23 protein-coding genes and 1 other annotated feature are annotated in these 26451 nt (G+C 48.3%); of the genes, 4 read left to right on the forward strand and 19 right to left on the reverse strand.

The genetic code is table 11. From position 1 onward, the window contains the following. Positions 1 to 37: 37 nt before the first annotated feature. Both nifJ and DWZ40_RS03960 read right to left on the reverse strand, forming a co-directional pair. A complete protein-coding gene (nifJ, locus tag DWZ40_RS03955; RefSeq protein ID WP_118540991.1) occupies positions 38 to 3577 on the reverse strand; it encodes a pyruvate:ferredoxin (flavodoxin) oxidoreductase in 3540 nt (1179 codons plus the stop codon). Positions 3578 to 3895: 318 nt separating this feature from the next. Continuing rightward, positions 3896 to 5875 carry a VanW family protein gene (locus tag DWZ40_RS03960; RefSeq protein WP_118540993.1) on the reverse strand — a complete coding sequence of 660 codons (1980 nt, stop codon included), beginning with the start codon at positions 5873 to 5875 and terminating at the stop codon, positions 3896 to 3898. A 337-nt stretch (positions 5876 to 6212) separates the two neighbouring features. Here DWZ40_RS03960 and DWZ40_RS03965 point away from each other — a divergent pair, with 337 nt between their 5' ends. Together DWZ40_RS03965 and DWZ40_RS03970 are read left to right on the forward strand one after the other, a co-directional pair. Beyond that, complete coding sequence (locus DWZ40_RS03965) at positions 6213 to 6449, forward strand: polya polymerase (RefSeq protein WP_118540995.1); 237 nt, start codon at positions 6213 to 6215, stop codon at positions 6447 to 6449. A gap of 144 nt (positions 6450 to 6593) precedes the next feature. Further along, positions 6594 to 6818 carry a chorion class high-cysteine HCB protein 13 gene (locus DWZ40_RS03970; protein ID WP_118540997.1) on the forward strand — a complete coding sequence of 75 codons (225 nt, stop codon included), beginning with the start codon at positions 6594 to 6596 and terminating at the stop codon, positions 6816 to 6818. 259 nt (positions 6819 to 7077) lie between these two features. Here the strand turns inward: DWZ40_RS03970 and DWZ40_RS03975 are convergent, their stop codons facing one another. After that, on the reverse strand, positions 7078 to 7284 hold the full coding sequence (locus DWZ40_RS03975) for a hypothetical protein (protein ID WP_118540999.1): 207 nt from the start codon (positions 7282 to 7284) through the stop codon (positions 7078 to 7080). 216 nt (positions 7285 to 7500) lie between these two features. Between DWZ40_RS03975 and DWZ40_RS03980 the strand changes: the two genes are divergently transcribed. Both DWZ40_RS03980 and DWZ40_RS03985 read left to right on the forward strand, forming a co-directional pair. Next, entirely contained in the window at positions 7501 to 7830 is a 330-nt protein-coding gene (locus DWZ40_RS03980; RefSeq protein ID WP_118541001.1) for a hypothetical protein, read from the forward strand. Continuing rightward, complete coding sequence (locus DWZ40_RS03985) at positions 7827 to 8114, forward strand: hypothetical protein (RefSeq protein ID WP_118541003.1); 288 nt, start codon at positions 7827 to 7829, stop codon at positions 8112 to 8114. Before DWZ40_RS03980 ends, DWZ40_RS03985 begins: the two co-directional genes overlap by 4 nt. Before the next feature lie 18 nt (positions 8115 to 8132). On the opposite strand, the gene leuS is transcribed toward DWZ40_RS03985, so the two are convergent. The 16 genes from leuS to DWZ40_RS04060 form a co-directional block, all read right to left on the reverse strand. Then, on the reverse strand, positions 8133 to 10544 hold the full coding sequence (gene leuS / locus DWZ40_RS03990) for a leucine--tRNA ligase (protein WP_118541005.1): 2412 nt from the start codon (positions 10542 to 10544) through the stop codon (positions 8133 to 8135). Positions 10545 to 10608: 64 nt separating this feature from the next. Then, positions 10609 to 10884, reverse strand: a binding site (T-box leader). Positions 10885 to 10992: 108 nt separating this feature from the next. Then, the gene (dapF, locus tag DWZ40_RS03995) at positions 10993 to 11811 is read right to left on the reverse strand and encodes a diaminopimelate epimerase (RefSeq protein ID WP_118541007.1); all 819 of its coding nucleotides are present in this window, start codon (positions 11809 to 11811) and stop codon (positions 10993 to 10995) included. A gap of 92 nt (positions 11812 to 11903) precedes the next feature. After that, positions 11904 to 12446, reverse strand: a complete 543-nt coding sequence (locus tag DWZ40_RS04000; protein WP_118541009.1) for an ANTAR domain-containing protein — start codon at positions 12444 to 12446, stop codon at positions 11904 to 11906. A gap of 67 nt (positions 12447 to 12513) precedes the next feature. Beyond that, a complete protein-coding gene (gene glnA, locus DWZ40_RS04005) occupies positions 12514 to 13851 on the reverse strand; it encodes a type I glutamate--ammonia ligase (protein ID WP_118541011.1) in 1338 nt (445 codons plus the stop codon). 246 nt (positions 13852 to 14097) lie between these two features. Next, positions 14098 to 15960, reverse strand: a complete 1863-nt coding sequence (locus DWZ40_RS04010; protein ID WP_118541013.1) for a heavy metal translocating P-type ATPase — start codon at positions 15958 to 15960, stop codon at positions 14098 to 14100. A 15-nt stretch (positions 15961 to 15975) separates the two neighbouring features. Beyond that, positions 15976 to 16200, reverse strand: a complete 225-nt coding sequence (locus tag DWZ40_RS04015; protein WP_118533398.1) for a cation transporter — start codon at positions 16198 to 16200, stop codon at positions 15976 to 15978. A gap of 94 nt (positions 16201 to 16294) precedes the next feature. Next, positions 16295 to 16681: a metalloregulator ArsR/SmtB family transcription factor gene (locus DWZ40_RS04020; protein ID WP_118541015.1), complete on the reverse strand. Its 387-nt coding sequence runs from the start codon at positions 16679 to 16681 to the stop codon at positions 16295 to 16297. Positions 16682 to 16947: 266 nt separating this feature from the next. Beyond that, positions 16948 to 18105, reverse strand: a complete 1158-nt coding sequence (locus DWZ40_RS04025) for an FprA family A-type flavoprotein (protein ID WP_118541017.1) — start codon at positions 18103 to 18105, stop codon at positions 16948 to 16950. A 56-nt stretch (positions 18106 to 18161) separates the two neighbouring features. Beyond that, on the reverse strand, positions 18162 to 18533 hold the full coding sequence (locus DWZ40_RS04030) for a response regulator (RefSeq protein WP_118541019.1): 372 nt from the start codon (positions 18531 to 18533) through the stop codon (positions 18162 to 18164). Between the two features lie 129 nt (positions 18534 to 18662). Further along, positions 18663 to 19679, reverse strand: coding sequence for a tRNA-dihydrouridine synthase family protein (locus DWZ40_RS04035; RefSeq protein WP_118541021.1), 1017 nt, complete (start codon positions 19677 to 19679; stop codon positions 18663 to 18665). Positions 19680 to 19740: 61 nt separating this feature from the next. Further along, positions 19741 to 20319, reverse strand: coding sequence for a M48 family metallopeptidase (locus tag DWZ40_RS04040; protein ID WP_118541023.1), 579 nt, complete (start codon positions 20317 to 20319; stop codon positions 19741 to 19743). Positions 20320 to 20370: 51 nt separating this feature from the next. Further along, positions 20371 to 21213: an ATP-binding protein gene (locus tag DWZ40_RS04045; RefSeq protein WP_182431609.1), complete on the reverse strand. Its 843-nt coding sequence runs from the start codon at positions 21211 to 21213 to the stop codon at positions 20371 to 20373. After that, positions 21179 to 21400, reverse strand: coding sequence for a hypothetical protein (locus DWZ40_RS19370; RefSeq protein ID WP_182430555.1), 222 nt, complete (start codon positions 21398 to 21400; stop codon positions 21179 to 21181). The genes DWZ40_RS04045 and DWZ40_RS19370 overlap by 35 nt, the downstream gene beginning before the upstream one ends. Before the next feature lie 78 nt (positions 21401 to 21478). Beyond that, positions 21479 to 21898, reverse strand: a complete 420-nt coding sequence (locus tag DWZ40_RS19375; protein WP_182430554.1) for a hypothetical protein — start codon at positions 21896 to 21898, stop codon at positions 21479 to 21481. Positions 21899 to 22128: 230 nt separating this feature from the next. Further along, positions 22129 to 25473 carry a TRAP transporter large permease subunit gene (locus DWZ40_RS04055; RefSeq protein WP_118541027.1) on the reverse strand — a complete coding sequence of 1115 codons (3345 nt, stop codon included), beginning with the start codon at positions 25471 to 25473 and terminating at the stop codon, positions 22129 to 22131. Then, positions 25470 to 25961 carry a TRAP transporter small permease gene (locus tag DWZ40_RS04060; RefSeq protein ID WP_118541029.1) on the reverse strand — a complete coding sequence of 164 codons (492 nt, stop codon included), beginning with the start codon at positions 25959 to 25961 and terminating at the stop codon, positions 25470 to 25472. Before DWZ40_RS04060 ends, DWZ40_RS04055 begins: the two co-directional genes overlap by 4 nt. Positions 25962 to 26451: the final 490 nt, after the last annotated feature.

Raw genomic sequence — 26451 nt, forward strand, 5'->3', positions numbered from 1 at the left:
AGTCATGAACGATTTATATTGATTTCTTCACGAACGATTACTCGTTGTCGTCACCGTACAGCTTAACCAGCTTGGTCAGGTACTCGTAACGCTCCTTAGCCTCTGCCTCGTTTCTAGCGAACAGGGTAGCTGCTCTCTCCGGATTCTTCATAGCCAGAGATGCGTAACGAACCTCGCCCTTTAAGAAGTCCTGATAGCCTTCCATGTTCGGAGCCTTGCTATCCAGGGTGAACTTCTTCTCAGCAGCCGGGTTGTAACGGAAGTTGTTCCAGTAACCGGTCTCAACTGCCAGTTTCTCCTCGGTCTGAGCTTTGCTCATGCCCTTCTTGATACCGTGGTTGATACACGGAGCGTAAGCCATGATCAGGGACGGACCCGGATATGCCTCTGCCTCAGCGATAGCCTTAACAGTCTGAGCATAATCAGCACCCATGGAGATCTGAGCTACGTATACATAACCGTAAGACATTGCGATGCTTGCAAGGTCTTTCTTCTTGGTCTCTTTACCGCCAGCTGCGAACTGAGCTACAGCACCAGTCTTGGTAGCCTTAGAGGACTGACCGCCAGTGTTGGAGTAAACCTCGGTATCGAATACCATAACGTTGATGTCCTTACCGGAAGCAAGGATATGGTCTACGCCGCCGAAACCGATATCGTAAGCCCATCCGTCACCACCGAATACCCACTGGGACTTCTTAGCCAGGTAGTTCTTGTTTGCTACGATGTACTTGCAGGTCGGGCAGTCAATGCCTTCCAGAGCTGCAACTAACTTATCGGTAGCGGTACCGTTGGTAGCACCTACGGTGAAGGTATCTAAGTAGTCTTTGCATGCAGCCTTAACTTCCTCAGAAGCGTTCTCGTTTGCTGCAACCTGCTCAACCTTCTCCTTTAACTCATCACGGATTGCGTTCTGAGCCAGTAACATACCGTAACCAAACTCAGCAGCATCCTCGAACAGGGAGTTATCCCATGCCGGACCCTGGCCCTTAGCGTTTACGGTGTAAGGAGTAGACGGTGAAGAGTTACCCCAGATAGAAGAACATCCGGTTGCGTTGGAGATGTACATTCTGTCACCGAACAGCTGGGTGATCAGCTTAGCGTACGGAGTCTCACCACATCCAGCACATGCGCCGGAGAACTCAAGTAACGGCTGTTTGAACTGGGAACCCTTAACGGTGGTCTCTTTGAATTTAGCAACAACATCCTCTTTGATCGGCAGGGTTACTGCGTAATCAAAGGTCTTCTGCTCGTCAAGGTGCTTGTCAAGCTTATCCATGGTAAGAGCCTTCTCGCCCTTCTTGCCAGGACATACGTTTGCACAAGAACCACAACCGGTACAGTCAAGTGCAGATACAGCGATGGTGAACTTGTACTGCGGCATACCGGTTAACGGTAAGGTAGCGCCCTCAACCTTAGCAGCCTCTTCCTCGGTCATAGCAACCGGACGGATTGCAGCGTGCGGGCAGACATAAGAACAGAAGTTACACTGGATACAGTTCTCGGAATTCCAAACCGGAACGTCTACAGCGATACCACGTTTCTCGAATGCTGCAGAACCGGACGGGGTATTACCATCTACATACTCTTTGAATGCAGATACCGGTAAGTTGTTACCTTCCTGAGCACTAACTTTGGTCTGGATGTTGTTAACGAAATCAACAACGTCTTTTCTGTCGCCGGAAACGGTCTTGTAATCAAGTCCCTCATCCTCGCAGTTCTTCCAGCTCTCCGGAACCTCTACCTTAACAACGCCGGTTGCACCAGCATCGATAGCAGCCCAGTTCTTCTTAACAACGTCCTCACCCTTACGGCCGTAGGTCTTCTGAGCAGCAGCCTTCATCAGGTCGATTGCTTTCTCCTCCGGAATGATACCGGTCAGTTTGAAGAATGCGGACTGTAAGATGGTGTTGATACGGGTCGGGCCCATGCCGGTCTCGATACCGATCTTAACACCGTCGATGGTGTAGAAGTTGATGTTGTGATCAGCGATGAATTTCTTCATCTGACCCGGAAGGTGCTTGTCCAGCTCCTCGTGAGTCCACGGGCAGTTTAACAGGAAAGTACCGCCGTCAACCAGCTCCTGAACCATGTTGTACTTACGAACGTATGCCGGGTTGTGGCATGCTACGAAGTTTGCCTGATGGATCAGGTAGGTGGATTTGATCTTCTTATGACCGAAACGAAGGTGAGACATGGTAACACCGCCGGATTTCTTGGAGTCATAATCGAAGTAAGCCTGAGCGTACATATCGGTGTTATCGCCGATGATCTTGATGGAGTTCTTGTTAGCACCTACGGTACCATCTGCACCAAGCCCCCAGAACTTACAGTTAGTGGTTCCTTCCGGAGTGGTAACAAGCGGAGCACCTACCGGCAGGGACAGGTTGGTAACATCATCTACGATACCAGTGGTAAATCTCTTGATGGTGTTGTTCTCATAGATCGCAACGATCTGAGACGGGGTGGTATCTTTGGAACCAAGACCATAACGGCCGGAGAAGATCTCAACCTGGTCGAACTTGCTGCCCTTTAATGCTGCAACAACATCCAGGTATAACGGCTCGCCTAAGGAACCTGGCTCTTTGGTTCTGTCAAGAACAGTGATCTTCTTAACAGTATCCGGGATAGCTGCGATCAGAGCCTCTGCGCTGAACGGTCTGTAAAGACGAACTTTAACAACACCAACTTTAGCACCGGTAGACTTTCTCATGTAATCGATGGTCTCCTCGATGGTATCGTTCACGGAACCCATAGCGATGATAACCTGCTCAGCATCCTCAGCGCCGTAGTAGTTAAACAGTTTGTAGTCGGTACCGATCTTAGCATTTACTTTGTCCATGTACATCTGTACTACTGCCGGAAGAGCATCGTAGTAAGAGTTGCATGCCTCACGAGCCTGGAAGAAGATATCCGGGTTCTGTGCGGAACCTTTCTGAGACGGGTTGTTCGGGTTTAATGCTTTTGCACGGTATTCTGCAATTGCATCCCAGTCAGCCATCTCAGCCAGATCGTCGTAATCCCACTCTTCGATCTTCTGGATCTCATGAGAGGTACGGAATCCATCGAAGAAGTTGATGAACGGAACTTTACCTTTGATTGCAGACAGATGAGCAACCGGAGTTAAGTCCATAACCTCCTGTACGCTGGACTCACACAGCATAGCGCAGCCGGTCTGACGGCATGCATATACGTCGGAATGATCGCCGAAGATGTTCAGAGCGTGAGAAGATACTGCACGTGCAGATACATCGATAACGCCCGGTAACTGCTCACCAGCGATTTTGTACAGATCCGGGATCATCAGAAGAAGACCCTGGGAAGCGGTATAGGTAGTGGTCAGAGCGCCTGCTACCAGAGAACCGTGAACAGCACCAGCTGCACCAGCCTCAGACTGCATCTCAGTGATCTGTACTGTACGGCCGAAGATATTCTTTCTGCCTTCAGTAGCCCACTCATCCGTATGCTCAGGCATTACGGAAGACGGAGTAATCGGGTACATAGCTGCAACTTCGGTAAATGCGTATGAAGCATGAGCAGCGGCCTGATTACCATCCATGGTTTTCATTTTTCTTGCCATTTGATTATCCTCCTACAAATGTGAATATGCTTTAACCCGGGTAAAACCGGGAAGTTTCCAGTGAGAAAAATGCACCGGAAAGAGAAGTCTCCCCGCATAAGGAGACTGACCTGTGTATATTATAGCAACTTTTTATCGATTTGCAAACACGAAAACAGGAAATTCGCGTATTATTTTGCATACAATCTGTCCAAAATCCAAGTTAGCAATTGCTTATTTCTGGATTTTCCGTTGAAAAAAAGAAACAGAAGCGCTGTCAAAAAGCGCTTCTGTTTTGTTAATTTTTCTACAGATTTCAAAAACCCTTTTATTTTCTTTTTACACACCCGGATTCGGCGCAATCGTCGGTGCATTGCCGGAATCGGCTGCTGTCGGCGCATTTCCGGAGCTATTGCCACCGGAGCTGCTGTTGCCGGAATCGGCTACTGTCGGATGGGATACCGGCTGCTGGGATGCTGCAGTGGTAGCCTGGGCTGTCGTTTCAGCCGCAGTAGTCTTTTCTGCAGCTGTATGAGACGGTGCAACCGCCGTTGTCTCCCCTGCCTTATGACTCTCGCCCGCAGAAGAAGTTCCTGTTCCTGCATCGCCGGACGGTACCACAGTTGTTCCATCGGCTGCGGAAGCAGAACTGTCTGCCGCAGAAGATGCACCTGCCGCTGTTGTACCGGTACTGTTTCTTAATATAACCGGCGTGTGTCCTTTGTAGGTAACGCTGTGATCCACATCCTGACTGACTACTTCTCCATTTTTCGTAACGATCAGACGGGTTTCCCACTTGCTTCCCTTGCTTCCCGCACTCTTGACTTTCTCCGTTCCCGGTGTAAGCGTCGGGTCCTCTTCATAGGTCGGTGCAGGCGGGTCAGTCTCACTGAGCTTCGTGGATTTCAAAGAATGGGTAACCCCATCCTCCAGGACCGGAATTCCATAAATGGATACCGTACAGGTCTGGTTGTAATAACTTGCGCGGATACCGATCGCTGCGCTGGAGTTATTTACAAATTTATAATCCGGACCGCCCCAGCTTACGGTTGCATCGGTTCCCGGTGTTACGTAAGAAGGCTCGAACGTATGGGAACGGCGCATGGTCGTTTTCAGTCCTGCCTTCACAACTGCATTGTACATGGTAGAGGAAACCTGACATACACCGCCTCCAATCTCTTGAACGACTTCACCATTGTTGTAAGCAGCTGCCGCCTGATATCCCTTTGCCTCGGTACGCTCACCCACCCGGTTGTTAAAGGAAAATTCCTCCCCCGGCTGAAGCACGATGCCATTGATTGCCTGGGCAGCCAGCTTGACGTTGGTGTTTCGCTTCTGGTTTGCAGTTGTATTGGTCGTGAAAGTGCCGATTGTTTTATATTTTTCCCGTGCGGTTGCCTCGGAAAACTCCGGCTCCACCTCATTTACCGTCGCTGCAATGGATGCACTGAAATCCTTGCGGTTTAAAGCTGCCTGAATGTCAGCCTTCAGCTGTTCCTGATCGACTGCCAGACCGTTTTCTGCCCCTTTAAATAAGAACTTATCATTCTGGGAATCGTATTCAGAAATAGAACCATTCTTTGCTTTTTTATTCCAGAGCGCTGCCACGCTCTCTGCTTCTTTCGCAACTGCATCCTCCAGACCGGTGGTATCCAGCGTATAGCTTTCTTTCGGTTCTCCGGTGTAGATTTCCTGCAAAAGTGCATCCACTTTTTCTGCCATCAGATCATTTACGCCGTAACTCTGATCCTGCCAGGTCACTTTCATGGCCCACGGAAAATCTTTCAGGATCGCAGCCTTTGCTTCATCCCTGGACATGCCGGTAATGTTGATGCCATCTACGGTTACTTCTTTTTCCAGTTCCGTCTCAGGAACAGTAATCTCCGTCTGAGCTTCTGTCTGATCCGGTTTTGATCCGGTCACTTTCTTCATTAAAAATGTGACACAGAAAATTGCAAGGATCAGGATCACACCGCCAACAGCAATCTTTACAAAATCCGGTCCTTTGCCGCCTCTTCTGCCTCCGCGTCTGCCCGAAGAAGTTCTTCTTGTTTCATTATAATAACGGTCCGTTCTGGAAGATGCCGATGTTCTGCTTCCCGAGCTGCGTCTTGCAGCGCCAGCCGCGGTTCCTCTTGCAGAACTGCTGCGCGAAGCAGCGCCGCTTCTGGAAGATGTTCCTGAGGTGCTTCTTCCACTGCCGGTTGTGGTTCTAGCCTGTCTTCCAGCAGAAGTACTTCTTCCACTGCCGGAATAGGAACTGCTTCTGGCCCTGGAGCGCCCCGTCCCGGAATTTTTGCCATTCTCATACTGATTCATGATTTCACCTGTGTTTCTTCTATAATAATCTTTACGCTCATAACGCACTCAAACAGTATAGCATATTCGTTCAAAAAAAGAACCACTTATTTTTATAAAAAACACAGAATTTTTTATTAGTTTTTTTGACGGTATTTTTCCTGTCTGCCAGTTATGCCTGTAGTCTTTCTGTATCGAATCAGGGTGATTTTCTGTCTAATTTTGGAAATTCTGGCAATTGAACGATTGTTAATTTTTTGTTATACTCTTGTTTGTCAAAAAGATAACTAACTTAATTTACGGATGCGCCCAAGGCGTCTCCCCATATGCAATGAAATAGAACAAGGAGGAATCCCAAATGAAAATTCAGAACATCGATAACGTAGAAAGCTTTTTCAAAATCATTGATCAGTGCAAGGGGCCGGTTGAGCTGGTATCCCCGGAAGGTGACCGCATTAACTTAAAATCCAAACTGTCCCAGTATCTCTCCATGGCAACCATGTTTTCCAATGGTTACATCAAAGAACTTGACATCATTGCCCAGGACAAAGAAGATATCGAGCGTCTGATCAAATATATGTACCAGGGCGAATAATGTTTCAAAAAAAGGAACCGTTCTTCCATCGCGGTTCCTTTTTTTGTGAATACGAAAAACCAAATTATTTTTCACAAAACCGGAAACAGTGACAGGCCACTTCTCATATGATGGATTGTAAATATCTTTTCGGAGGCTTTTCATATGAGCGATCTGGCTGCAACAAACTGTGGATGTGGATGCGACTGCAATTCAGGAGGAAACGGCTGCAATATAATCTGGCTGATCCTGATCTTGTGCTGCTGCGGCGGCAACGGATTTGGTTCCGGATGCGGATGCGAACATAATAACGGCTGTAACTGGATCTGGATCATCCTGCTGTTATGCTGCTGTGGCGGCAATGGCGGTGGATGCGGCGGCTTCTGCTGATCCTCTCACGTGCAAAACGTGTCTCATGGTCAGTATTTCGTATGCCAGTCCCAGGCAATGCCTGACAGGTATGCAGACACAGGACAAGAAAGAATGTGTCTTGGCACATTCTCGCGCCGAGGCGCGGTTGCCGAAGCAACCATCCACCCTTGCGCCGAGTGCGCATCCCCGCGGAGCGTTTTTGTTTCATAGGACGCACTTTCCTATGAAATAAAAAAATCCCCCTCACAGACCGAGGGGGAATTTTTTTTGCAGTTTTTCAGTCTTGTTTTTCTTTTTCATTCTGCTTTGGATTTTCGTTTTGTTTTCGATCCCGACTGGAACCCTGTTTCAGATCCGGTTTGGGATTTTGCTCCGGATGTTTGTTTCGTTCTTCCAAAAATGAATTTTGCCTGCGCAGACAGGCTTCACACTCCTCGTCAATCTCATATACTGCATTTCCATCTATGATCAGTCTTGTCTTCATTTCATCACTCCGGGGTTCTGAACCAGGTTTCCTGCTACCGTCTACAGCGAACGTGGACAGGGCTGTTTTATCCAGTTCAGGACAGTGTCTCTTCTACTTTATGATATGCGCACATCCTGCAGCATGATCTGAATTTTCGTCGCATATACTGTTTCAAAACAAACAAGGACAATGCTGTTTTCGCGCAGCGCAAACAGCAGCACAGGGACTTCGTCTATGAGTGAAAAAATGGAGAATCAGTTCAAAATGACGGACTTTGATTATTTAACCGCTGATCCAAAACTGCAGATGTTAAAAGCTGCCATTCCCTATCTTCCAGTTGCACAGCAGCGAATCTTTTCCCTCTTTGTAAAAGTTCAGGAAGTGAAACGGGCGCAATCCATCTTCGAAGGTGAAGAAGTTTCCGCCATGGGGCTTTCCCCCTCCACGCCAAAACCCGCAACGCCCATGCAGCTTCTGCAGATCATCAAACCGTATGCCAGTCCAAAGGAACGGGAAATGATCGAGATGCTGGAAAATTTTCAGATCATCAAGGAGGTATTATGAACACAGGTGAATGGAAAAATGACCCAAGACTCGCCAATATGGACCCGTTCAAGCTGCAGTACATAGAAACCCTTGCAAAGCAGATCTCTTCCCAGTCAAAAGAACAGCTGCTCCAAGCCCTGCTCTCCCTTCAGGCAGATGCAAAAAAGAATCACATTTCTTTCACCGACGCAGAGACGGAGCTTCTGGTTTCCACCATCACGGCAAATCTGCCTCCCGACGAAAAAAAGAAGATTGAAATGCTGCATATCCTTGCAAAAAAAATGGCTGCCAGGTCCTCCTGACAGTCATTTTCAAAATTCTTATTTGCAAACGATATTGATGATCTTGCCCGGTACGTAAATTTCTTTTACGATGGTTCCGGTGATCTTGTCTGCAACAGCCTCTTTTGCTGCTGCAAGGGCAACCTCTTTGGAAGCGTCTGACGGAATGGTCACAACGCCTCTTGCCTTACCGTTAACCTGAACACCGATGGAAATTTCATCATCCTTCATGGCTTCCTCATCGCACTCCGGCCACTGAGCATGGAATACGCTGTCGGTGCCGCCGAGCTCCTGCCAGATTTCCTCGCCAATATGCGGTGCAAACGGAGCAAGTAAAACAGTGAAAGTCTTTAAGGTCTCTTTATCGATACCGCCGGTTTTCTTCGCCAGCTCGATCAGCTTGTTGTTGTACTCCATGAAACCGGATACCACAGTATTTAAGCTGAACTGGTTGAAACGCTGCTCGATATCGAATACCAGTTTATGACGCAGACGAACCATCTCTTTGGTCTCAGCTACCTCTTTATCCTTGCTGTCCTGAACCAGGTTCCAGAAACGGCTTAAGAAACGGGAAACACCCTCGATGCCGCGGTCATCCCACTCTGCATCCAGTTCCGGCGGTCCTACGAACAGCTCGTACATTCTCAGAGCATCACAGCCGTAATCTCTTACCAGATCATCCGGGGAAACCACATTTCCTTTGGACTTACTCATCTTGATACCATTCTTACCATTGATCATACCCTGGTTGAAGAGCTTCTTGAACGGCTCATCGAAATCTACGACTCCGATGTCGTGCAGGAACTTGGTGTAGAAACGGGAGTAGAGAAGATGCAGAACTGCATGCTCTACGCCGCCGATGTACATATCAACCGGCAGATACTTGGCAGCTTTCTCCTTGGAAACCAGCTCTTTGTCGTTGTGGTTGTCCACATAACGCAGGAAGTACCAGGAAGAACCAGCCCACTGCGGCATGGTATTGGTCTCTCTCTTTGCCGGGCCTCCGCACTGCGGGCACTTGCAGTTTACCCACTCATCGATGGCAGCAAGCGGTGACTCACCGGTACCGGTCGGCTGATAGCTCTCAACCTCCGGAAGACGTAACGGAAGCTCCTCCTCTGGAACCGCTACGTTGCCGCACTTCGGGCAGTGAACGATCGGGATCGGCTCGCCCCAGTAACGCTGTCTGGAGAATACCCAGTCACGCAGCTTGTAGTTAACGGTCTTCTTACCAAAGCCCATCTTCTCGATCATTTCCGGAGCTTCTTTTTTCAGTACGGAAGACTCCATACCGTTCCAGTCGCCGGAGTTGATCATGGTGCCGGATGCCTCGGTATAAGCTTCGGTCATGTTCTCGATCTCTTTGCCGTCTTTTGCGATAACCTGGATGATCGGGATGTTAAACTTCTTAGCGAACTCGAAGTCACGGTCATCGTGAGCCGGTACGCACATGATCGCGCCGGTACCGTAATCTGCCAGTACATAGTCGGACAGCCAGATCGGAACCTTTGCACCGTTTAACGGGTTGATCGCATAGCTTCCGGTGAATACGCCGGTCTTCTCTTTGTCCTGCATACGGTCTACGTTGGAACGCATGGAAGAATCGAAGATGTATTTCTCAACAGTCTCTCTGGTCTCGTCGGTAGCCAGGCTCTTTGCCATAGCATGCTCCGGAGCCAGTACCATGAAGGTAGCTCCGTGCAGGGTATCCGGGCGGGTGGTGTAAACGGTGATCTTCTCATCTCTTCCCTCAACCTGGAAATCAACCTCAGCACCGTAGGATTTGCCGATCCACTCGCTCTGCATCTTTTTCACTTTCTCCGGCCAGTCAAGCTTGTCCAGATCGTTTAAGAGACGGTCCGCATAAGCGGTAATCTTTAACATCCACTGACGCAGGTTCTTCTTGGTAACCGGGGAACCACAACGCTCGCAGCAGCCGTTTACTACTTCCTCGTTTGCCAGACCGGTCTTACAGGATGGGCACCAGTTGATCGGGAACTCTTTCTCGTAAGCAAGGCCTTTCTTGAACATCTGTACAAAGATCCACTGGGTCCATTTGTAGAACTCCGGATCGGTAGTATTTACTTCCATATCCCAGTCGTAGATTGCTGCGATCTCGTTGATCTGGCGCTTGATGTTCTTGATGTTCTCGGCGGTAGATTTTGCCGGATGAACGCCCATCTTGATCGCATAGTTCTCTGCCGGAAGACCAAATGCATCCCAGCCCATCGGATGGATAACATAATGACCCTTTAACATCTGGTAACGGCTCCATACATCGGAGATAACGTAACCTCTCCAGTGACCTACATGAAGTCCGCTGCCAGACGGATACGGGAACATATCCAGGCAGTAATATTTCGGCTTTTTGCCGTCATTGACATTGATCGGGTTTTTCTCCCAGTTTTCACGCCACTTTTTCTCAATGGCGCTATGGTTGTAACTTGCCATGATTCTTCCTCCTGATTGCTTTTTAAGGAATGAAAGCAATAAAAAATGCGCCTCTGGACTTAGTGTCAGAGACGCAGGATATTCTTTCGCTTTTGATCCTTACGCGGTACCACTCTGCTTCATGCTTTCGCATGCGCTTTTGATCCGATAACGGCGGATGTCCGTCCCGGCCTACTTTCCACTAGAAACGCAACGGTATGAATACGAAACCATTACGAAACGAAAAGGGTTCGGCGGGCTGCTCCGAGACCAGTTTCTGCGCACATTCTTACTGTCTTGCACCTTCCGGCAGCTCTCTGAAAAGTCCGTCACGCATATTTCTTCTCTTCTTTGCATTTACGCTGTTATCTAATTTAGCATAATTGGAAATCTGTGTCAAGGGTGGAATTCGCCTGTTGAGCACGCTTGCACCTTCGCAACGAAAATTTTCTCATGCTTTCGCATGTCCTTATTTTTCTTCGTACTGTCCCAGATCGATTTCGCCAGAGAACACCTCCACTGCCGGTCCGGTCATAAACACATGTCCGCTCTCACGGTCCCAGGTGATTTCCAGGTTTCCGCCGATCAGCTGGACCTCGACGGTATTCTCCACCAGTCCCAGCATCATGCTGGCAACTGCACTGGCCGTTGCCCCGGTTCCGCAGGCCCAGGTTTCCCCACTGCCGCGCTCCCAGACACGCATCTGCAGATGCGTCCGGTCGATCACACGGATAAACTCACTGTTCACCCGGTCCGGAAAGCGCTCATGCATCTCGTAAGCCGGTCCGATTTTCTCCAGATCCATGCAGTCCACATCATCAACATAATAAACCGCATGCGGATTTCCCACATCGATTCCGGTAAATTCCAGGATTCTTCCTTCGATCTGGATTTTCTCCGGCAGCTCACTGGTCAGTTTGGGAACCCCCATATCTACTTTTACGGTTTTGACTTTTCCGTTTTCCACCTGCATATCCAAATATTTGATGCCGCCAAGGGTTTCCACGGAGATCTGCGGCTTGTCTACGATTCCATGATCATACGCATATTTTCCGACGCAGCGGATGCCGTTTCCGCACATGCTGCCCTCGCTTCCATCTTCATTGAACATCCGCATGCGGCAGTCAGCCACTTCAGACGGGCAGATGAGGATCAGACCATCGGAACCAATGCCAAAATGGCGTTCGCTGACCAGTTCTGCCACGCGCGCCGGATCCTCCACATGCTCCTCAAAACAGTTCACATAAACGTAATCGTTTCCGATTCCCTGCATTTTTGTAAATTTCATAAACTCCTCCAACTGTATTTATCTAATTTTTTCATGATTTGCATCCAACCGCAGACATCCGTGAGACATTTGCGGCAGCTGTTGTCTTCTCCCTACATCAGACTGATGACCATCTGCGCCGTCTCCAGCATATTAGTTCCACTGTCCATGCTGCACTTTTGTATGTACCGGTGCGCTTCCTCTTCTGTCATGTTGTTGCGCTCCATGAGAAGAGCTTTCGCCTGATTGATGATGGCCCGCTCCTTCTCATCTCTCTGTTTCGGCTGCTGCCGCAGTTTTTTTCTGCGTCTCGTCTGCGCCTGAACGATCATCTCCAGTGTTCCGATCAGGTCATGAACCTTTAGCGGCATCGGCAGACACACCACTTGTTCCGGCGTGCCAGATGACCATTTATTTGGGGATGAGATCATCAGCATACTGAATTCCGGACTCATGCAGTCATAAAGTTCTGAATACAGCATGTCTGTCAGACGGTAGCCGCACACGATAATTCCACTGTTCAGATCGTCTAACTGCGCCAAAACCTGTGCTCCGGAGGTACATACGGCGATAACCGGAAACCCATTTTTCATCAGTATGTTTTTTATGCTTTTTGCGTCTTCCGGCTTAGAAAATGCTACAATGATATTCGCCAAAATTCTCACCTCCAGGGGTTGTTGTCAGGTGACTTGAAAAGCTTCTTTTTTCCACAGCAGAAAATCATCAGAATTTATACAAATATTCCTGGACCTCCCAGTCTGTCACTTCTGCACGGAATTTTTTCCACTCTGTGTTTTTTGCCTCGAGGTATTTGTTATAAATATGATCTCCAAGCAGTTCTTTTACAAACGTACTGCCTTCAAACGCTTCAATCGCTTCCCCCAGTGTCTGCGGAAGCTGGGAAATGCCAAGTGCACGGATTTCCTCATCCGTCAACGCAAATACATTGCGGTCTACACTCGGCGGCGGGGTCATCTCTTTTTTGATTCCATCCAGTCCTGCTGCAAGACAAGCTGCCAGGGCAAGATATGGATTCACGGCAGAATCCGGGCAGCGCAGTTCAATCCGGGTGCTGTCGCCCTTGGAACTTGGGATGCGGATCAGGGCACTGCGGTTTGCCAGAGAAGACCAGGCAACACAGACCGGAGCATCATATCCCGGAACCAAGCGCTTATAGGAATTGACAAGCGGATTGGTAAGCAGCGTAATCTCGCGGATATGAGCCAGGATTCCTGCCATAAACTGATAAGCTACTTTACTTAAACCAAGGCTGTCGCTCTCATCCACAAACATATTATTTCCATGTACATCACCCAGGGACATGTTAATATGCATGCCGGAACCATTTACCCCGGCCTTTGGCTTCGGCATAAAGGTTGCGTGAAGTCCATGGCGTTTGGCAATGGTTTTGACCGCCATCTTAAAGGTCATGATATTGTCTGCCGCCGCAAGACCTTCGGTATATTCCAGATCAATCTCATGCTGGGCCGGGGAAATCTCGTGGTGAGACGCTTCCACTTCGATATCCATATCCTCCAGATTCAAAACAATGTCCCGGCGGACATTCTCTGCCAGATCGATCGGTCCCACATCAAAGTAACCGGCATTTTCATGGGTATTGGTGGTTGGTCTTCCCTCCTCATCGGTATGGAATAAGAAGAATTCACACTCCGGTCCTACATGGAACTCATAGCCCATGTCTGCTGCCTCTTTTAATACCTTCTTCAGCACATAGCGCGGATCTCCCTCAAACGGTTCCCCGTTTGGGCGGTATACATCGCACATCAGGCGGGCTACTTTCCCCTGCTGCGGTCTCCACGGAAAAATTGCAAAGGTATCCAGGTCCGGATACAGGTACATATCGGATTCCTCGATTCTCACAAACCCCTCAATCGCAGAACCGTCAAACATACAGCGGTTGTTTAATGCTTTTTCCAGCTGACTTGCCGTGATTGCCACATTTTTCAGCATTCCGAAAATATCTGTAAACTGAAGGCGGATGAACTCTACGTCCTCTTCCTCCGCCATGCGGATAATGTCTTTCTTTGTATATCTGCTCATGTCAATCTCCCTTCCATGATATACATGATTCTATCAAAGAAACGAGGGCGTCAAGAAAACCGTTTTCACGGCTTTTCTGAAACGCCCTCGTCTCGCTACGTCCCATTGCACCAACAACAAAGGGATTTTCATGTTACTGATGATAACAGCTTCCCTCTTTTTTGTCAACACAGGAACGTTCCTGCAAGCTATGCCAAATTTGCTTATCAGGTATAACTTTTCCATATTTCCATGTCAAAAACAGCATTATTTTTTATAGTCCAGTGCCCGGATCGCATTGAGGATCGCCAGCACCGAAACACCAACATCGCCGAATACTGCCGCCCACATGCCAACAACACCAAGCGCTACCAGAATCAGGACTGCAATCTTCACCGCGATCGCAAAAATGATGTTCTGCTTTACGATTCCAACGGTTTTTCTGGCAATGCAGATCGCATCCACGATCTTGGACGGTTCATCGTCCATGATGACCACATCTGCTGCCTCTACTGCTGCATCGGAACCGATTCCGCCCATGGCAATGCCGACATCCGCGCGGGCCAGAACCGGAGCATCGTTGATGCCGTCTCCTACAAAGGCCAGTGTCTTTCCTTCCGGTTTTTCTTTCAGAAGCTGCTCCACCTTTGCCACTTTATCGCCTGGCAAAAGATTTCCATATACGTGGGTAATCCCAATGGACTCTGCCACTTTCTTTCCAACTTCTTCTTTGTCACCAGTCAGCATGACCAGTTTGCCCACACCCTGCTTTTTCAGTCCTGCCAGCATAGCCGGGACATCCGGGCGCACACTGTCGGAAATTACGATACAGCCTAAATACGTACTCTTCTCTGCCAGATAAAGCGTAGTTCCAAGGACAGCTGCCGGAGTATCCACTTTTACATTCTGGCTGTCCATCAGCTTCTGGTTGCCAATGTACAGATCTTTCCACGCTCCATCGATCTGGATCTGCGCATGAATGCCATGACCGGAAATTTCTTCTACATCACCAATCCGGCTGGTATCAACCTCTTTTCCATAAGCATTCTTAACTGACAGGGCAATCGGGTGGTTGGAATGATACTCCCCAAGTGCTGCCAGTTCCAGAAGTTCTTCCCTGCTGCCATGCACCGGCGCAACGTCAGTCACTTCGAATCGGCCGGTTGTCAGGGTACCTGTCTTATCAAAGACTGCTGTATCCAGGCTGCCCATCGCCTCCAGATAGTTGCTTCCCTTCATAAGAATGCCCTGTCTGGATGCTGCACCAAGACCGCCAAAAAAGCTTAACGGAACGGAAATCACCAGTGCACACGGGCAGGAAACAACCAGGAAACTGCAGGCACGGTAAACCCAGGTACTCCAGCTGCCGCCAAGAACGAGCGGCGGAACTACAGCCAGGAGAGCTGCTAAAATTACAACAGCCGGTGTGTATGCACGAGCAAAACGGGTAATAAATGCCTCTGCCTTTGCCTTTCTGGAGCTTGCATTCTCCACCAGTTCCAGAATCTTTGCTACGGTTGAATCATCGAACAGTTTTGTCGTCTGTACTTTCAAAACACCGGTTAAGTTGATCGAACCACTCACAATATTCTGTCCTGCTTCCACCTCTGCCGGCATGGACTCTCCAGTCAGCGCCTTGGTATCCAGTGTGGAAGTTCCTTCCAGGACAATGCCATCAAGTGGTACCTTTTCCCCCGGACGGATGATGATGGTGTCACCAATTTCTACCTCGTAAGGATCGACCTGCTCTTCTGCTCCGTCTCTTAACAGATTGGCATACTCCGGATTGATATCCATCAGGTCGGTGATGGATTTTCTGGATTTGTTTACCGCATAATCGTTGAAGAGTTCGCCAACCTGGTAAAACAGCATAACTGCAACCGCCTCTTCAAGAGAACCAATCGCAAAAGCACCAAAGGTCGCAACTGTCATTAGGAAATTCTCATCGAACACCTGGCCATTTTTTAAGTTTCTGCAGGCACGCAGCGGAATGTCATAGCCTGCGGCAAGATACGATAGTACAAACAGGATCCAGGCCCAGGAAACCTTTTTCTCCACACTCATGGCAATCACAAAGAAAATAGCACTGGTCACAAGGCGGATCACCATTTTTTTCTGTTTTTTTGTCATACAAGTTCCTTTCCATTAACGAAGCACTTTAAACTCTGCCTCCGGCTCGACCTTAGCAGCTACAGCTCTTGCTGCTTCCACCAGCTCGTCTTCTTTTCCATCTTCTACTTCCATAATGAGACGCTGGGTCATAAAACTTAAACTTGCGCTGTTCACACCATCTAATTTTTTGACACCTTCCTCAATTTTTGCAGCACAGTTTGCACAGCATAAACCTTCTAATTTGATGATCTTCTTCATGATAAAATCTCCTTTTTATTTTTTCTTTTATTATTGTTTTCTTTTTCTTCTTTTCGCTGCCGTGTTTTTGAATTATCCCTTTTCCAAAGCCGCTCTACTCGCTGATATGTTCCATACCCTGAGCCAGGATTGCCTGGATATGGGCATCTGCCAGTTTATAAAATACGGTTTTTCCATCGCGTCGGAACGATACCAGACGCATCTGCTTTAATACGCGCAGCTGATGGGAAATTGCCGACTGCCCCATCTGCAAAAGTGTTGCAATGTCACAGACACACATTTCCGACTGACTGAGAACATACAAAATCTTGATCCGGGTGGAATCCCCAAACACTTTGAAGAATTCCGACAGATCCAGAAGCTGCTGCTCATCCGGCATAACACCTTCTACTTTTTTTACGATTTCCTCATGGACATGCATGAATTCGCAGGAGCCCTCTTCCACTTCCTGCTCGATCTGAATTTTCTCCGCCTCGGTCATAGCATTCCTCCGTTTCTTTTATTAAATGAACAACTATTCATATGTTTATATTACCACATATTGCAGTATTGTCAAGTACTTCTGCATATGATCGATCCCTTGCAAAAACAGCCTGCGATTTTTTCAAATCACAGGCTGTTTTCCTCAATTTTCATTTTTTACTTTTTCTGGATTTCATTTCCAATTTCATACCACTGATACTGCTTAGGGAAATGCTTTCATTCCCCTCACCATAGAAGATTCTTTTTTGGAGCTTAACCGTTTCTCTATTTCAGCGCATCTGCCATCGCTTTCATTGCTTCTCTGGTATCTTCATGCACCGCAGATTTGATGGTTACCACCTGCTCCAGAACGTGGATGTCTTTCATCGGTTCTAAGATGCCGCGCATGATCTTTGCTGCCAATGGTGCCCAGGAACCGTTTTCGATGAGTCCGACGGTACGCTTCTGGAAGTTTTTGGATTTTAAGTGAAGCAGGAACTCTTCCATGCACGGGAATATGCCTCCGTCGTAGGTTGCTGCTGCCAGTACAAGACGGTCGTAGTAAAAGGCCTTGCGCACAGCCAGGGAAACATCGGTGCGGGACAGATCAAAGACTTCCACTTCTTCCCCGTTTGCACGAAGCAGTTCTGCCATTTCCTGTGCTGCCTGTGCCGTGTTGCCATGAATGGAAGCATAGGCAACCATAACGCCATGTTTTTCCGGCTGGTAAGTGCTCCAGGTCTGGTATTTCTCAATGTAATAGCCAAGATTTTCTTTTAAGATCGGACCATGCAGCGGGCAGATCATCTGAATATCCAGACCGGATGCTTTCTTTAACAGTCCCTGAACCTGCACGCCATATTTTCCTACAATATTCAGAAAATAGCGTGCTGCCTCTTCTGCCCATTCTTCCTCGGTATCCAGTGCACCAAACTTTCCAAAGCCATCTGCAGAGAACAGGATTTTTTCACTCTGCTCATACGTTACCATAACCTCCGGCCAGTGTACCATCGGCGCCATGAAAAACTGCAGGGTATGTGCACCAAGGCTTAAGGTTTCTCCCTCTTTTACCACAACCTTGCGGTCTGTCAGATCCATCTCAAAGAACTGGTCCATCATGGCAAAGGTTTTTGCATTCCCTACGATTTTTGCTTCCGGATAACGGTCTGCAAAGTTTTTGATATTTGCGGCATGATCCGGCTCCATGTGGGATACCACCAGATAAGCCGGTTTCCGGTCACCCAGCACTGCGGCAAGGTTTGCGAACCACACATCAGTAGCGCGCTTATCTACGGTATCCATAACGGTTACTTTTTCGTCCATGAGCACATAAGAGTTGTAGCTGACTCCGTTTGGGATCGGATACTGGCTCTCAAAAATATCCAGTGTTTTGTCATCGGCTCCAACATATAAAATAGAATCTGAAATAGAAATACCTCGCATTGTCTGTCTCCTCCTGTTTTCGATTGGTTTTATTATAATGCGGCTTAAAAATTGCGTCAACGAACATTTTCTTTCTGGAAGCGTTCTACCATCTTCACAACATCATGGGTTGTATAAGGCTTTTCGATAAAGCCAAATGCCCGGATTTTCCATGCTTCCAGAGAAAAGCCCGGAATGCTGGACATCAGCACCACTGCCGGAGTATTTTTTAATTTTTGAAGCTCCGATGCCAGACTGATCCCGCTGATATCCGGCATCACAATATCCGTAAATACCATATCCACCGGGTTTTCTTTCACAAACTCTACCACAGCCACCGCTTCTTCAAAGGTGCCAAGCAGATTGACATCCTCCATATTTTGAAAAATACGCTCCATCTTTTCCAGAAGATCCGGCGCATTGTCCACCGCAACAACATTGACTGCCATTTCCCATCCTCCATTCCTGTAATGATCCATTTCTGCAACCATCTGCCTTTGCGCCATGTGCACGTGTCCGGCAACCGGATTTCCCAAATTTTCCGGATTTTTCGCTTTCCAGATCAGTAATTTCCATAATCACGGATTCCATCCCGGAAATTTCGGCATATCGCAAAGCGAATTTCCCGATAAAAGATTCTCCACTGCACTTTTGTATTCTTCCATACGCTGGGCTTTGCGGATTTTTTTCACAGGTTTTGCGCTGTCCGCAAATGCTTCTCCCAGATAGGTCCACAATTCTTTCATCTTAAAAAGAACATTTTTATCTCCAGGTATTGCCTTCCGGTAACCTTCCAATACATCCTCGTGAAATGCCCGAATCCGCTCTATGGTAAGAGCAGTCTCTCCGTTTTCTGCCATACTTCCTGTTTCTTTCTGATTGCAGATCTGCATTGCATCTTCCGCCAGCGCCGGATTTGTTAATAATCCCCTCCCGAGCATGATGCCAGAGACCGTCGGATAACGTTCCTGAAATGTTTTAATTTCTGCGCAATCAAACAGGTCTCCATTATAAAATACCTGGTTTTTGCTTTTTTTCAGCGCCATCTCAAATACTTCCCTATGTGGATGATTCTTATAATAATCTTTCTGTACCCGCGGATGAATGATCAGATTTTTCAGGGAATACCGGTTGTAGATTGCAAGCAGTTCCTCCCACTCGTCCGGAGTATTTTTTCCAATCCGTGTCTTGATTGACAGCTCCATTCCCATTTTCGCCATGCCCTCGCAAATCTTGTATAAAAATTCGTCCAGTTCCATGGGATATTCCAAAAATCCGGAACCGCGTTTTTTTGCCACAACAGTCCCGGAAGGACATCCTAGATTCAGATTCACCTCGCGGTAGCCAAATTCCTGCAAACGTCCGGCTGCCCATAAAAAGTCATCCGACTTATTGGTCAGAATCTGCGGAATAACCGGTACCCCTTCATTATGCGCAGGAAGCACATCGTTCAGTTCCCGTGGTGTCAGTTTTCTCGTCTGATTCGGAGAGAGAAACGGGGTGTAATATTGTCTGATCCCATGAAAGTGCCGGTGATGGGCATTCCGGAACACATAACCGGTAATTCCCTCCATCGGCGCAAATAAATAATCCATATTTTATAACTCCTGTACTTTTTGTTGCTGTTTATGCATACATGCCCGCAATGGGATATGTCTATCCTTCTATGCAATAATTCTTTAGTTCTTCTCTTCGTTTTTTGTAATCCGGGCAGTACTTTTCCACTTCCGCCCAGAATTCCCTGGAGTGGTCCATATGCCTCCGGTGTGCCAGTTCATGGATCACCACGTAATCCAGTAATTCTTCCGGCATAAATGCGAGCTGATAGTTAAAATTCACGTTGCCTTTGGCACTGCAGCTGCCCCAGCGCGTTTTCTGATTTTTAACGGTAACCCAGCCTACTGTCACTCCCATAACCTCGCAGTAGTGCCGCACCCGTTTTCCGATTTTCAGCTGAATTTTCATCCGGTCTGTTTTTGACAGAGATTCCAGCGGAGGAGCCGGCGTCTTCTTCCTGTTTTCTTCCCGCTGTGCCGTGAGTTTTGTTTTTTCCAGAATCCATTCCCGGTGTGCCTCCACAAACTGTTTCAGTTCCCGATCTAAAAGACGGGCAGGTATCCGGGCAAAAACCGTATTCTGGTCACGCACCTCCAGCCCAAGGCTCTTACGTGCGGATCGGATGACGAGAATCCGGATTGTCTGATTGATACCCTTTACGTTTAGTTCCTGTATCATAGTTGTCTTCTATGTCCTTGTATTTTCTATGTCCTTGTATTTTCTACATCCTTATGTTTTGATATCTTTGTTTTCCGCATTGCACCTGTTTTCTGTCACCCAAGAATCCGCTGTAACGTCTCCTTCAGTTTTTCCATTTTCTGCTTCATCCACCTGAAATCCCAGATCTTCCAAAATGCAGCGTATGATTTCCATGTTGAGCTCATTATCCTCCGCCACAAGGATGCGCATTCCTGCATAATGTTCCAGTGAGATGGCTGCTTTTTCTTCTTGTTTTTCTTTCGGACTGGCGAGTTCCAAAACTATCCGAAAGCTGAAGGTACTTCCTTTTCCAATTTCACTCTCCAATGCAATACTGCTTCCCATCATTCGTACCAGCTGGTTGCTGATGGCCAGTCCCAGACCCGTTCCCTGCTGTTTGATGGCACTGCGGTCAATCTGTGTTTCTTCTTCCTCTGCAAGTTTCTTCCACTGATAATCCAGACTGTTCACCTGAAAATCCGCATGAAAAGTCGTCAAAAACAGATTGCTTAATCCAAAATGATGTTCCAAGCGCAGTGCCAGCAGATCCAGTGCGGCAGCAAGCGAGCTGCTCCGGTCAAAAAGATTGAGCGCAAGTGATGCAAGTCCCATCTGTTCTACATAGCCAGCCGATACAATCCGCCCCAGTTTCTTTTCTTTTCCGGTATCACGTGCCGCTTCTGTCCAGAACCACAGAAGCGTATCCTGAAGCTCAGCCTGCGCAGCAGCCCGTTTTACACGTTTTAACAAAAGATCCGTGCGGGTTCCAAAATATGCTCCGGCATGGAAACGCAATTCCAGATCATTTTTTGTCAGGGAAGTAAACTGCTGTGCCAGCTCATGTAAGAATGTTCTGGTCCCGGTTCCGCTCACGAACATCAAAATAGGAGTTGATGAGATAACTGGTCGAAACCTCCGTGCCAAGGATCCCATATACCACACCATTATGGATCAGAGGCAGCGAATAGGTAATCATGCGGTGGTCATCCATTTTATGGTCTTCGAGGATAAACGGCTCCGCCCAGTACCCAAGCTTGATTTTTTCTGAAGCTGTGCGCAAAAATCGTCATACCAGCTTTCAAATGCTTCTTCTGTCACGTAAGGTGCCACCGCATCCTCCCTTGGAGTTCCTGCTGTTTTACCACCTCATCCAACGCATCCATGGAATTCGCTTCCTTGCGGACCGGAAGATAAGCCGACTCACACACAAAGCGAAGATTAGCATGTCTTTTTGCTGAACAGCATATGCTGTATCCGCATAGGTAGAAAAAATATCCGGAAGCGGCTCTGCGCCCACAGTTCCGTTCACCGCATCCGATACCGCCTTTTCCAGATCTGAAATTGAGCCCTGGCTATATCCCTCGACATAAATGCCAAGATCCTTTCCTGTCGTTCCGTTAAACTCAGAAACCAGCTCATCAAACGCCGCCTGCTGTGCTCCATTGTAATAATGCCAGACAGTCAGGGAAACCGGATTGTCCGGATCCAGAATACTGCTGCTTTTTGTATTTTTTGTTTTTGCGCCGCAGGCAGAAAGCACAGCTGTAAGAGCTACCATACTGCCCGCCACCACAAATTTTCTTCACTTTCTCATATCGTTCCTCCCAAACAGCTCTGTTGTAATCCTTATCATCCATCATAGCACAGATTTCTGGCGCAGGCAATCGCAGAGCCAACTAAACAATATCGCACAGTAAATCAAAGGGGCGAAAGTTTCCACAGCCGCCATACATGGCGGCTGCGGGAACTTTCGCCCCTCGTTCGTTACTGTGCAATATTGTTTATTTTTTATTTGCGGAATGCTGCTACCAGTGCCTCGGCATCATTATAATTTTGTGCCTTCAGCTCACTGATGAACCAGTTGTCGATTCCGTCTACTGCATTTTTGAAGGAATCGATATCCAGATCTGCATACGGGGTGATGGTCACACCGTTTTTGCTGCTCCAGCGGCTCATGATCTCTTCGTCTCCGGCGCGGTTGATCTCACGCTCGTAGCGGGTAGCTAAAGCGCCACACTCGTCGATGACAGCCTGCTGCTCCGGAGTCAGCTTGTCGTAGATTTCCTGGTTGATGCAGAAGAACAGGCAGTCGTAGTTTGCGTTCCATAAGGAACAATACGGCTGTACTTCCTGTACACTTGCTGCGTCGATTGCAGGAAGCGGATTCTCCTGACCTTCTACGGTCTTCTGCTGCAGGGCCGTGTAGGTCTCGGACCAGTTCATATTGGTGGCGTCTGCGCCCCATCTCTTGTAGCACTCCATCAGCAGGTTGCTTCCTGCTACACGGATTTTTAAGTTCTTCATGTCATCCACGGACTTGATCTCGCGGACACTGTTAGTCAGTTCACGGAAACCATTCTCCGCGATGCCCATGCAGTGCAGGCCATACTCGCTTAAAATGTCTTTTAACATCTCACCGGCCTCACCGTCCAGCATGGCGTCTGCATCCTCAACGGAATCAAACAGATATGGAAGGGACACCACGTTAAAGCGCGGGTCAAACGCAGAGTAAATCAGGTTGCTGTGCATGGAAATCTGAACCGGATCCCCATCGATCAAAGCCTGGATCCCCTCAGACTGGTTTCCGTTGGTCAGCTGGTCTGCCGCGTATACATTCACCTTGATCTTTCCGCCGGTTGCTTTTTCAACGAGCTCGCCGAACTTGCGTCCGCCCTCGGCCCAGGTACTGGTCTCGGTGGTGGAACAGGTAAAGTTCCAGGTCTGCTCTTTCCATCCAAGATTACTGTGATCCTCTACGGAATCCGCACCGATGCTGCTGTCTGATTTCTCGGTAAAGACTGCGATCAGGTCTGCTGCATCTTTGTAGCCCTGATTCTCCAGCTCTTTCTGATACCACTCAGCTACGCCGGAAACAGCATTTTTGAAGGAATCTACATCCATATCCTCGTATTTGGTAATGGTAACGCCGTTGGTGTTCTGCCAGCGGTCCATGATCTCCTCATCACCGGCACGGTTGATGTAACGCTCATAATCAACCGCTTTCTGGCCTGCCTCATCGACCACAGCCTGCTGCTCCGGTGTCAGAGCATCATAAATCTTCTGGTTGATGCAGAAGAACAGGCAGTCGTAGTTTGCGTTCCATAAGGAGCAATACGGCTGTACTTCCTGTACGCTTGCTGCGTCGATTGCCGGAAGCGGGTTCTCCTGGCCCTCTACGGTCTTCTGCTGCAGGGCCGTGTAGGTCTCGGACCAGTTCATATTGGTGGCATCTGCGCCCCATCTCTTGTAACACTCCATCAGCAGGTTGCTTCCTGCAACACGGACCTTTAAGTTTTTCATATCATCCACGGATCTGATCTCGCGGACGCTGTTGGTCAGCTGGCGGAAGCCGTTCTCTGCAATACCCATGCAGTGCAGGCCATACTCGCTTAAGATGTCTTTTAACATATCACCGGCCTTGCCGTCTAACATCGCATCTGCCTCTTCGACAGAGCCAAACAGATACGGCAGGGATACCACGTTAAAGCGCGGGTCAAATGCAGAGTAGATCAAGTTGCTGTGCATGGAAATCTGAACCGGATCTCCGTTCATCAGTGCCTGGATACCCTCGGACTGGTTTCCGTTGGTCAGCTGGTCAGCTGCGTAAACATTGACCTTTACCTTGCCTCCGGTTGCCTTTTCCATGAGTTCGCCGAACTTCCGTCCGCCCTCAGCCCAGGTACTGGTCTCGGTGGTAGAACAGGTAAAGTTCCAGGTCTGCTCTTTCCAGTCTAAGTCACTGTAATCGCCAATGGTGTCAAAGTCTGCGCTTCCACCATCTGCTGCTGTGCTCTGATCACTATCTGCCAAAGCAGTAACTGCCCCGCTGTAGGAATCCCCGGCCAGTGCCTTCGGCAGGAAGGTGGACACAACCGGCACATAGGTGATCAGAAGCAGGACAATCACGGATGCGCCGATCATCGGCATAACCGCACGGGAAATCTTCGGAATATCGACCTCCATACCCTTTTTCAGCTTGACAGAGATTGCAACAAATAAGTTTACGCCAACCGGCGGGGTTACCTGTCCGATCGCCAGGTTTACGGTTGCAACGATACCAAAGGCAACGACATCGTATCCGAGTGCCTTACATACCGGCAGCATGATCGGAATGAAGATGTACATCGCAGAGTTTGCATCGATGAAGCAGCCTGCGATCAGGAAGATCACGTTCACGATCAGAAGGAAGGTGAACTGGTTGTGTGCAATGCTTCCAAGCAGGTCGGATGCCGCCTGTGCGATACCAAACTTGGTACATACAAAAGAGAACAGAGACGCACTGGCTACGATCAGCATGATGCCGCCGGTGGTCTTTCCGGATTCTACCAAAAGTCCTCTTAAATCCTTAAAGGTAACTTCTTTATAAATGAAAATACCAACAAACAGACCGTATACAACAGAAACGGCTGCTGCCTCAGTCGGAGTAAAGATACCGCCGTAAATCCCCCCCAGGATGATGACCGGCATCAGCAGACCCCAGAATGCATCCTTAAATGCTTCCCAGCGTTCCTTGCCGCTTGCACGTTTCTGGCTGGACTGAATGTTATTTTTGCGCGCCTCGATCATAACCACGATGACCAGAGCCACACCCATTAAGATACCCGGAACGATACCTGCAGTAAACATATCTGCGATGGAAACGCCGGTGATGGATGCATATACCACGAATGCGATACTCGGTGGAATGACGATCGCGATGGAGCTGGCGGTTGCCATAAGAGCCGCGGAGAACGGAGCGGAGAAGCCGCCCTGCTCGATCATAGCCGGGATCAGCACGGCGCCCAGTGCAGCCACGGTTGCCGGGCCAGAACCGGAGATCGCACCGAAGAAGCAGGCTACGATAACGCACACGATCGCGATACCGCCTCTTCTGTGTCCGACACAGGTATTCACGAATTTGATCAGACGTTTGGAAATGCCTGCCTTCGCCATAATGTTACCGGACAGTACAAAGAACGGAATGGCAAGCAGCAAAAACTTGCTGATACCGGAATACATGTTGGTTGCAACGATCGTTAAGGATGTCCCGGAATACAGGATCGCACAAACGGAGGAAAGTCCGAGGCAGATTCCGATCGGGATACCCATGATCAGGAAAATGAAAAATGAGATAAACAGTACCGCACTGATCATTTGTCATCGCCCTCCTTTCCACAGCTGTCCAGATAAAATTCGATAAAATGCAGGATCATGCAGGCTGCGCCGATCGGCACGAAGGACCAGAAGATCCACTCCGGCCAGTTCAGCACAAACGTGCGCTTGCCGTTCTGCATCTGGGTGATGACCTTATCCAGACCATACTTGAATAAAACTGCGGTGAAGGCTACAGAAAGGATCGTGCTCAGAAGCAGAAATCCCTTTCTTGCCTGTGCCGGAAGACGGTCAGTCAGAAGTGTTAAATTGACCAGTTCGCCGTCACGGCATGCCAGTGCTGCTGCAAGCAGCGTGATCAGTACAAAAACTGCAACAACCAGTTCCTCGGTAAAAGACCAGGACTGATGAATGACTTTTCGTGAAAATACATTTCCCACGGTCAGAACAAGAATGAGCACGGTTGCGATTTCCAGCACCAGTTTTTCCAGTCCTGCGAGGGCATTCATGAGTTTTTTGTAGGTTTTCATATACCTTTTAACCCCTTTCCCTTGTGATAAATGGTAACTGTCCTGCATACAAGTACAGACACAGTCACGATACCTGTTTTGATACTACCTGTTTTGTTTTGGAATTTTTGGCATACAAAGAACCTGCTGTCGGCAGACACCCTATGTATTAAGAGTTTTGGTAACTGTTCCGTATAGAGCTTCCCAGTTACAGATTTTGATTTTCAGACACCAAATGCATAAGACCTGCTGTCGGCAGTCGCCCCGTACATTCAGAAATCAGATCACCTTCAGATACGCGATATGCGCACTCTGGTTTTACAGAAAAAAAAGGTCCATCCCATTCAGGGACGGACCTTCATTTCTCTTTTGAAACCACCCTGTTTCAAGTAAGAAACAGATACAAACACGTGTACCGGTATCTTTCATTATTACTTTTTCTCAGTAAAGTATGAACGAGATAATGATACACTATTTTAAAACTATCGTCAATTCTAAATTTTTCCTAAAC

This window comes from Clostridium sp. AF32-12BH (assembly GCF_003477935.1).
In the GTDB taxonomy this organism is placed as follows: Bacteria; Bacillota; Clostridia; order Lachnospirales; family Lachnospiraceae; genus Brotaphodocola.

Excerpts from the sequence above, each read along its gene's own strand:
- nifJ (WP_118540991.1), bottom strand. The coding sequence starts at position 3,577 with ATGGCAAGAAAAATGAAAACCATGGATGGTAATCAGGCCGCTGCTCAT.
- DWZ40_RS03960 (WP_118540993.1), bottom strand. The coding sequence starts at position 5,875 with ATGAATCAGTATGAGAATGGCAAAAATTCCGGGACGGGGCGCTCCAGG.
- DWZ40_RS03965 (WP_118540995.1), top strand. The coding sequence starts at position 6,213 with ATGAAAATTCAGAACATCGATAACGTAGAAAGCTTTTTCAAAATCATT.
- DWZ40_RS03970 (WP_118540997.1), top strand. The coding sequence starts at position 6,594 with ATGAGCGATCTGGCTGCAACAAACTGTGGATGTGGATGCGACTGCAAT.
- DWZ40_RS03975 (WP_118540999.1), bottom strand. The coding sequence starts at position 7,284 with ATGAAGACAAGACTGATCATAGATGGAAATGCAGTATATGAGATTGAC.
- DWZ40_RS03980 (WP_118541001.1), top strand. The coding sequence starts at position 7,501 with ATGAGTGAAAAAATGGAGAATCAGTTCAAAATGACGGACTTTGATTAT.
- DWZ40_RS03985 (WP_118541003.1), top strand. The coding sequence starts at position 7,827 with ATGAACACAGGTGAATGGAAAAATGACCCAAGACTCGCCAATATGGAC.
- leuS (WP_118541005.1), bottom strand. The coding sequence starts at position 10,544 with ATGGCAAGTTACAACCATAGCGCCATTGAGAAAAAGTGGCGTGAAAAC.
- dapF (WP_118541007.1), bottom strand. The coding sequence starts at position 11,811 with ATGAAATTTACAAAAATGCAGGGAATCGGAAACGATTACGTTTATGTG.
- glnA (WP_118541011.1), bottom strand. The coding sequence starts at position 13,851 with ATGAGCAGATATACAAAGAAAGACATTATCCGCATGGCGGAGGAAGAG.
- DWZ40_RS04010 (WP_118541013.1), bottom strand. The coding sequence starts at position 15,960 with ATGACAAAAAAACAGAAAAAAATGGTGATCCGCCTTGTGACCAGTGCT.
- DWZ40_RS04015 (WP_118533398.1), bottom strand. The coding sequence starts at position 16,200 with ATGAAGAAGATCATCAAATTAGAAGGTTTATGCTGTGCAAACTGTGCT.
- DWZ40_RS04020 (WP_118541015.1), bottom strand. The coding sequence starts at position 16,681 with ATGACCGAGGCGGAGAAAATTCAGATCGAGCAGGAAGTGGAAGAGGGC.
- DWZ40_RS04025 (WP_118541017.1), bottom strand. The coding sequence starts at position 18,105 with ATGCGAGGTATTTCTATTTCAGATTCTATTTTATATGTTGGAGCCGAT.
- DWZ40_RS04030 (WP_118541019.1), bottom strand. The coding sequence starts at position 18,533 with ATGGCAGTCAATGTTGTTGCGGTGGACAATGCGCCGGATCTTCTGGAA.
- DWZ40_RS04035 (WP_118541021.1), bottom strand. The coding sequence starts at position 19,679 with ATGGATTATTTATTTGCGCCGATGGAGGGAATTACCGGTTATGTGTTC.
- DWZ40_RS04040 (WP_118541023.1), bottom strand. The coding sequence starts at position 20,319 with ATGATACAGGAACTAAACGTAAAGGGTATCAATCAGACAATCCGGATT.
- DWZ40_RS19375 (WP_182430554.1), bottom strand. The coding sequence starts at position 21,898 with ATGGTAGCTCTTACAGCTGTGCTTTCTGCCTGCGGCGCAAAAACAAAA.
- DWZ40_RS04055 (WP_118541027.1), bottom strand. The coding sequence starts at position 25,473 with ATGATCAGTGCGGTACTGTTTATCTCATTTTTCATTTTCCTGATCATG.
- DWZ40_RS04060 (WP_118541029.1), bottom strand. The coding sequence starts at position 25,961 with ATGAAAACCTACAAAAAACTCATGAATGCCCTCGCAGGACTGGAAAAA.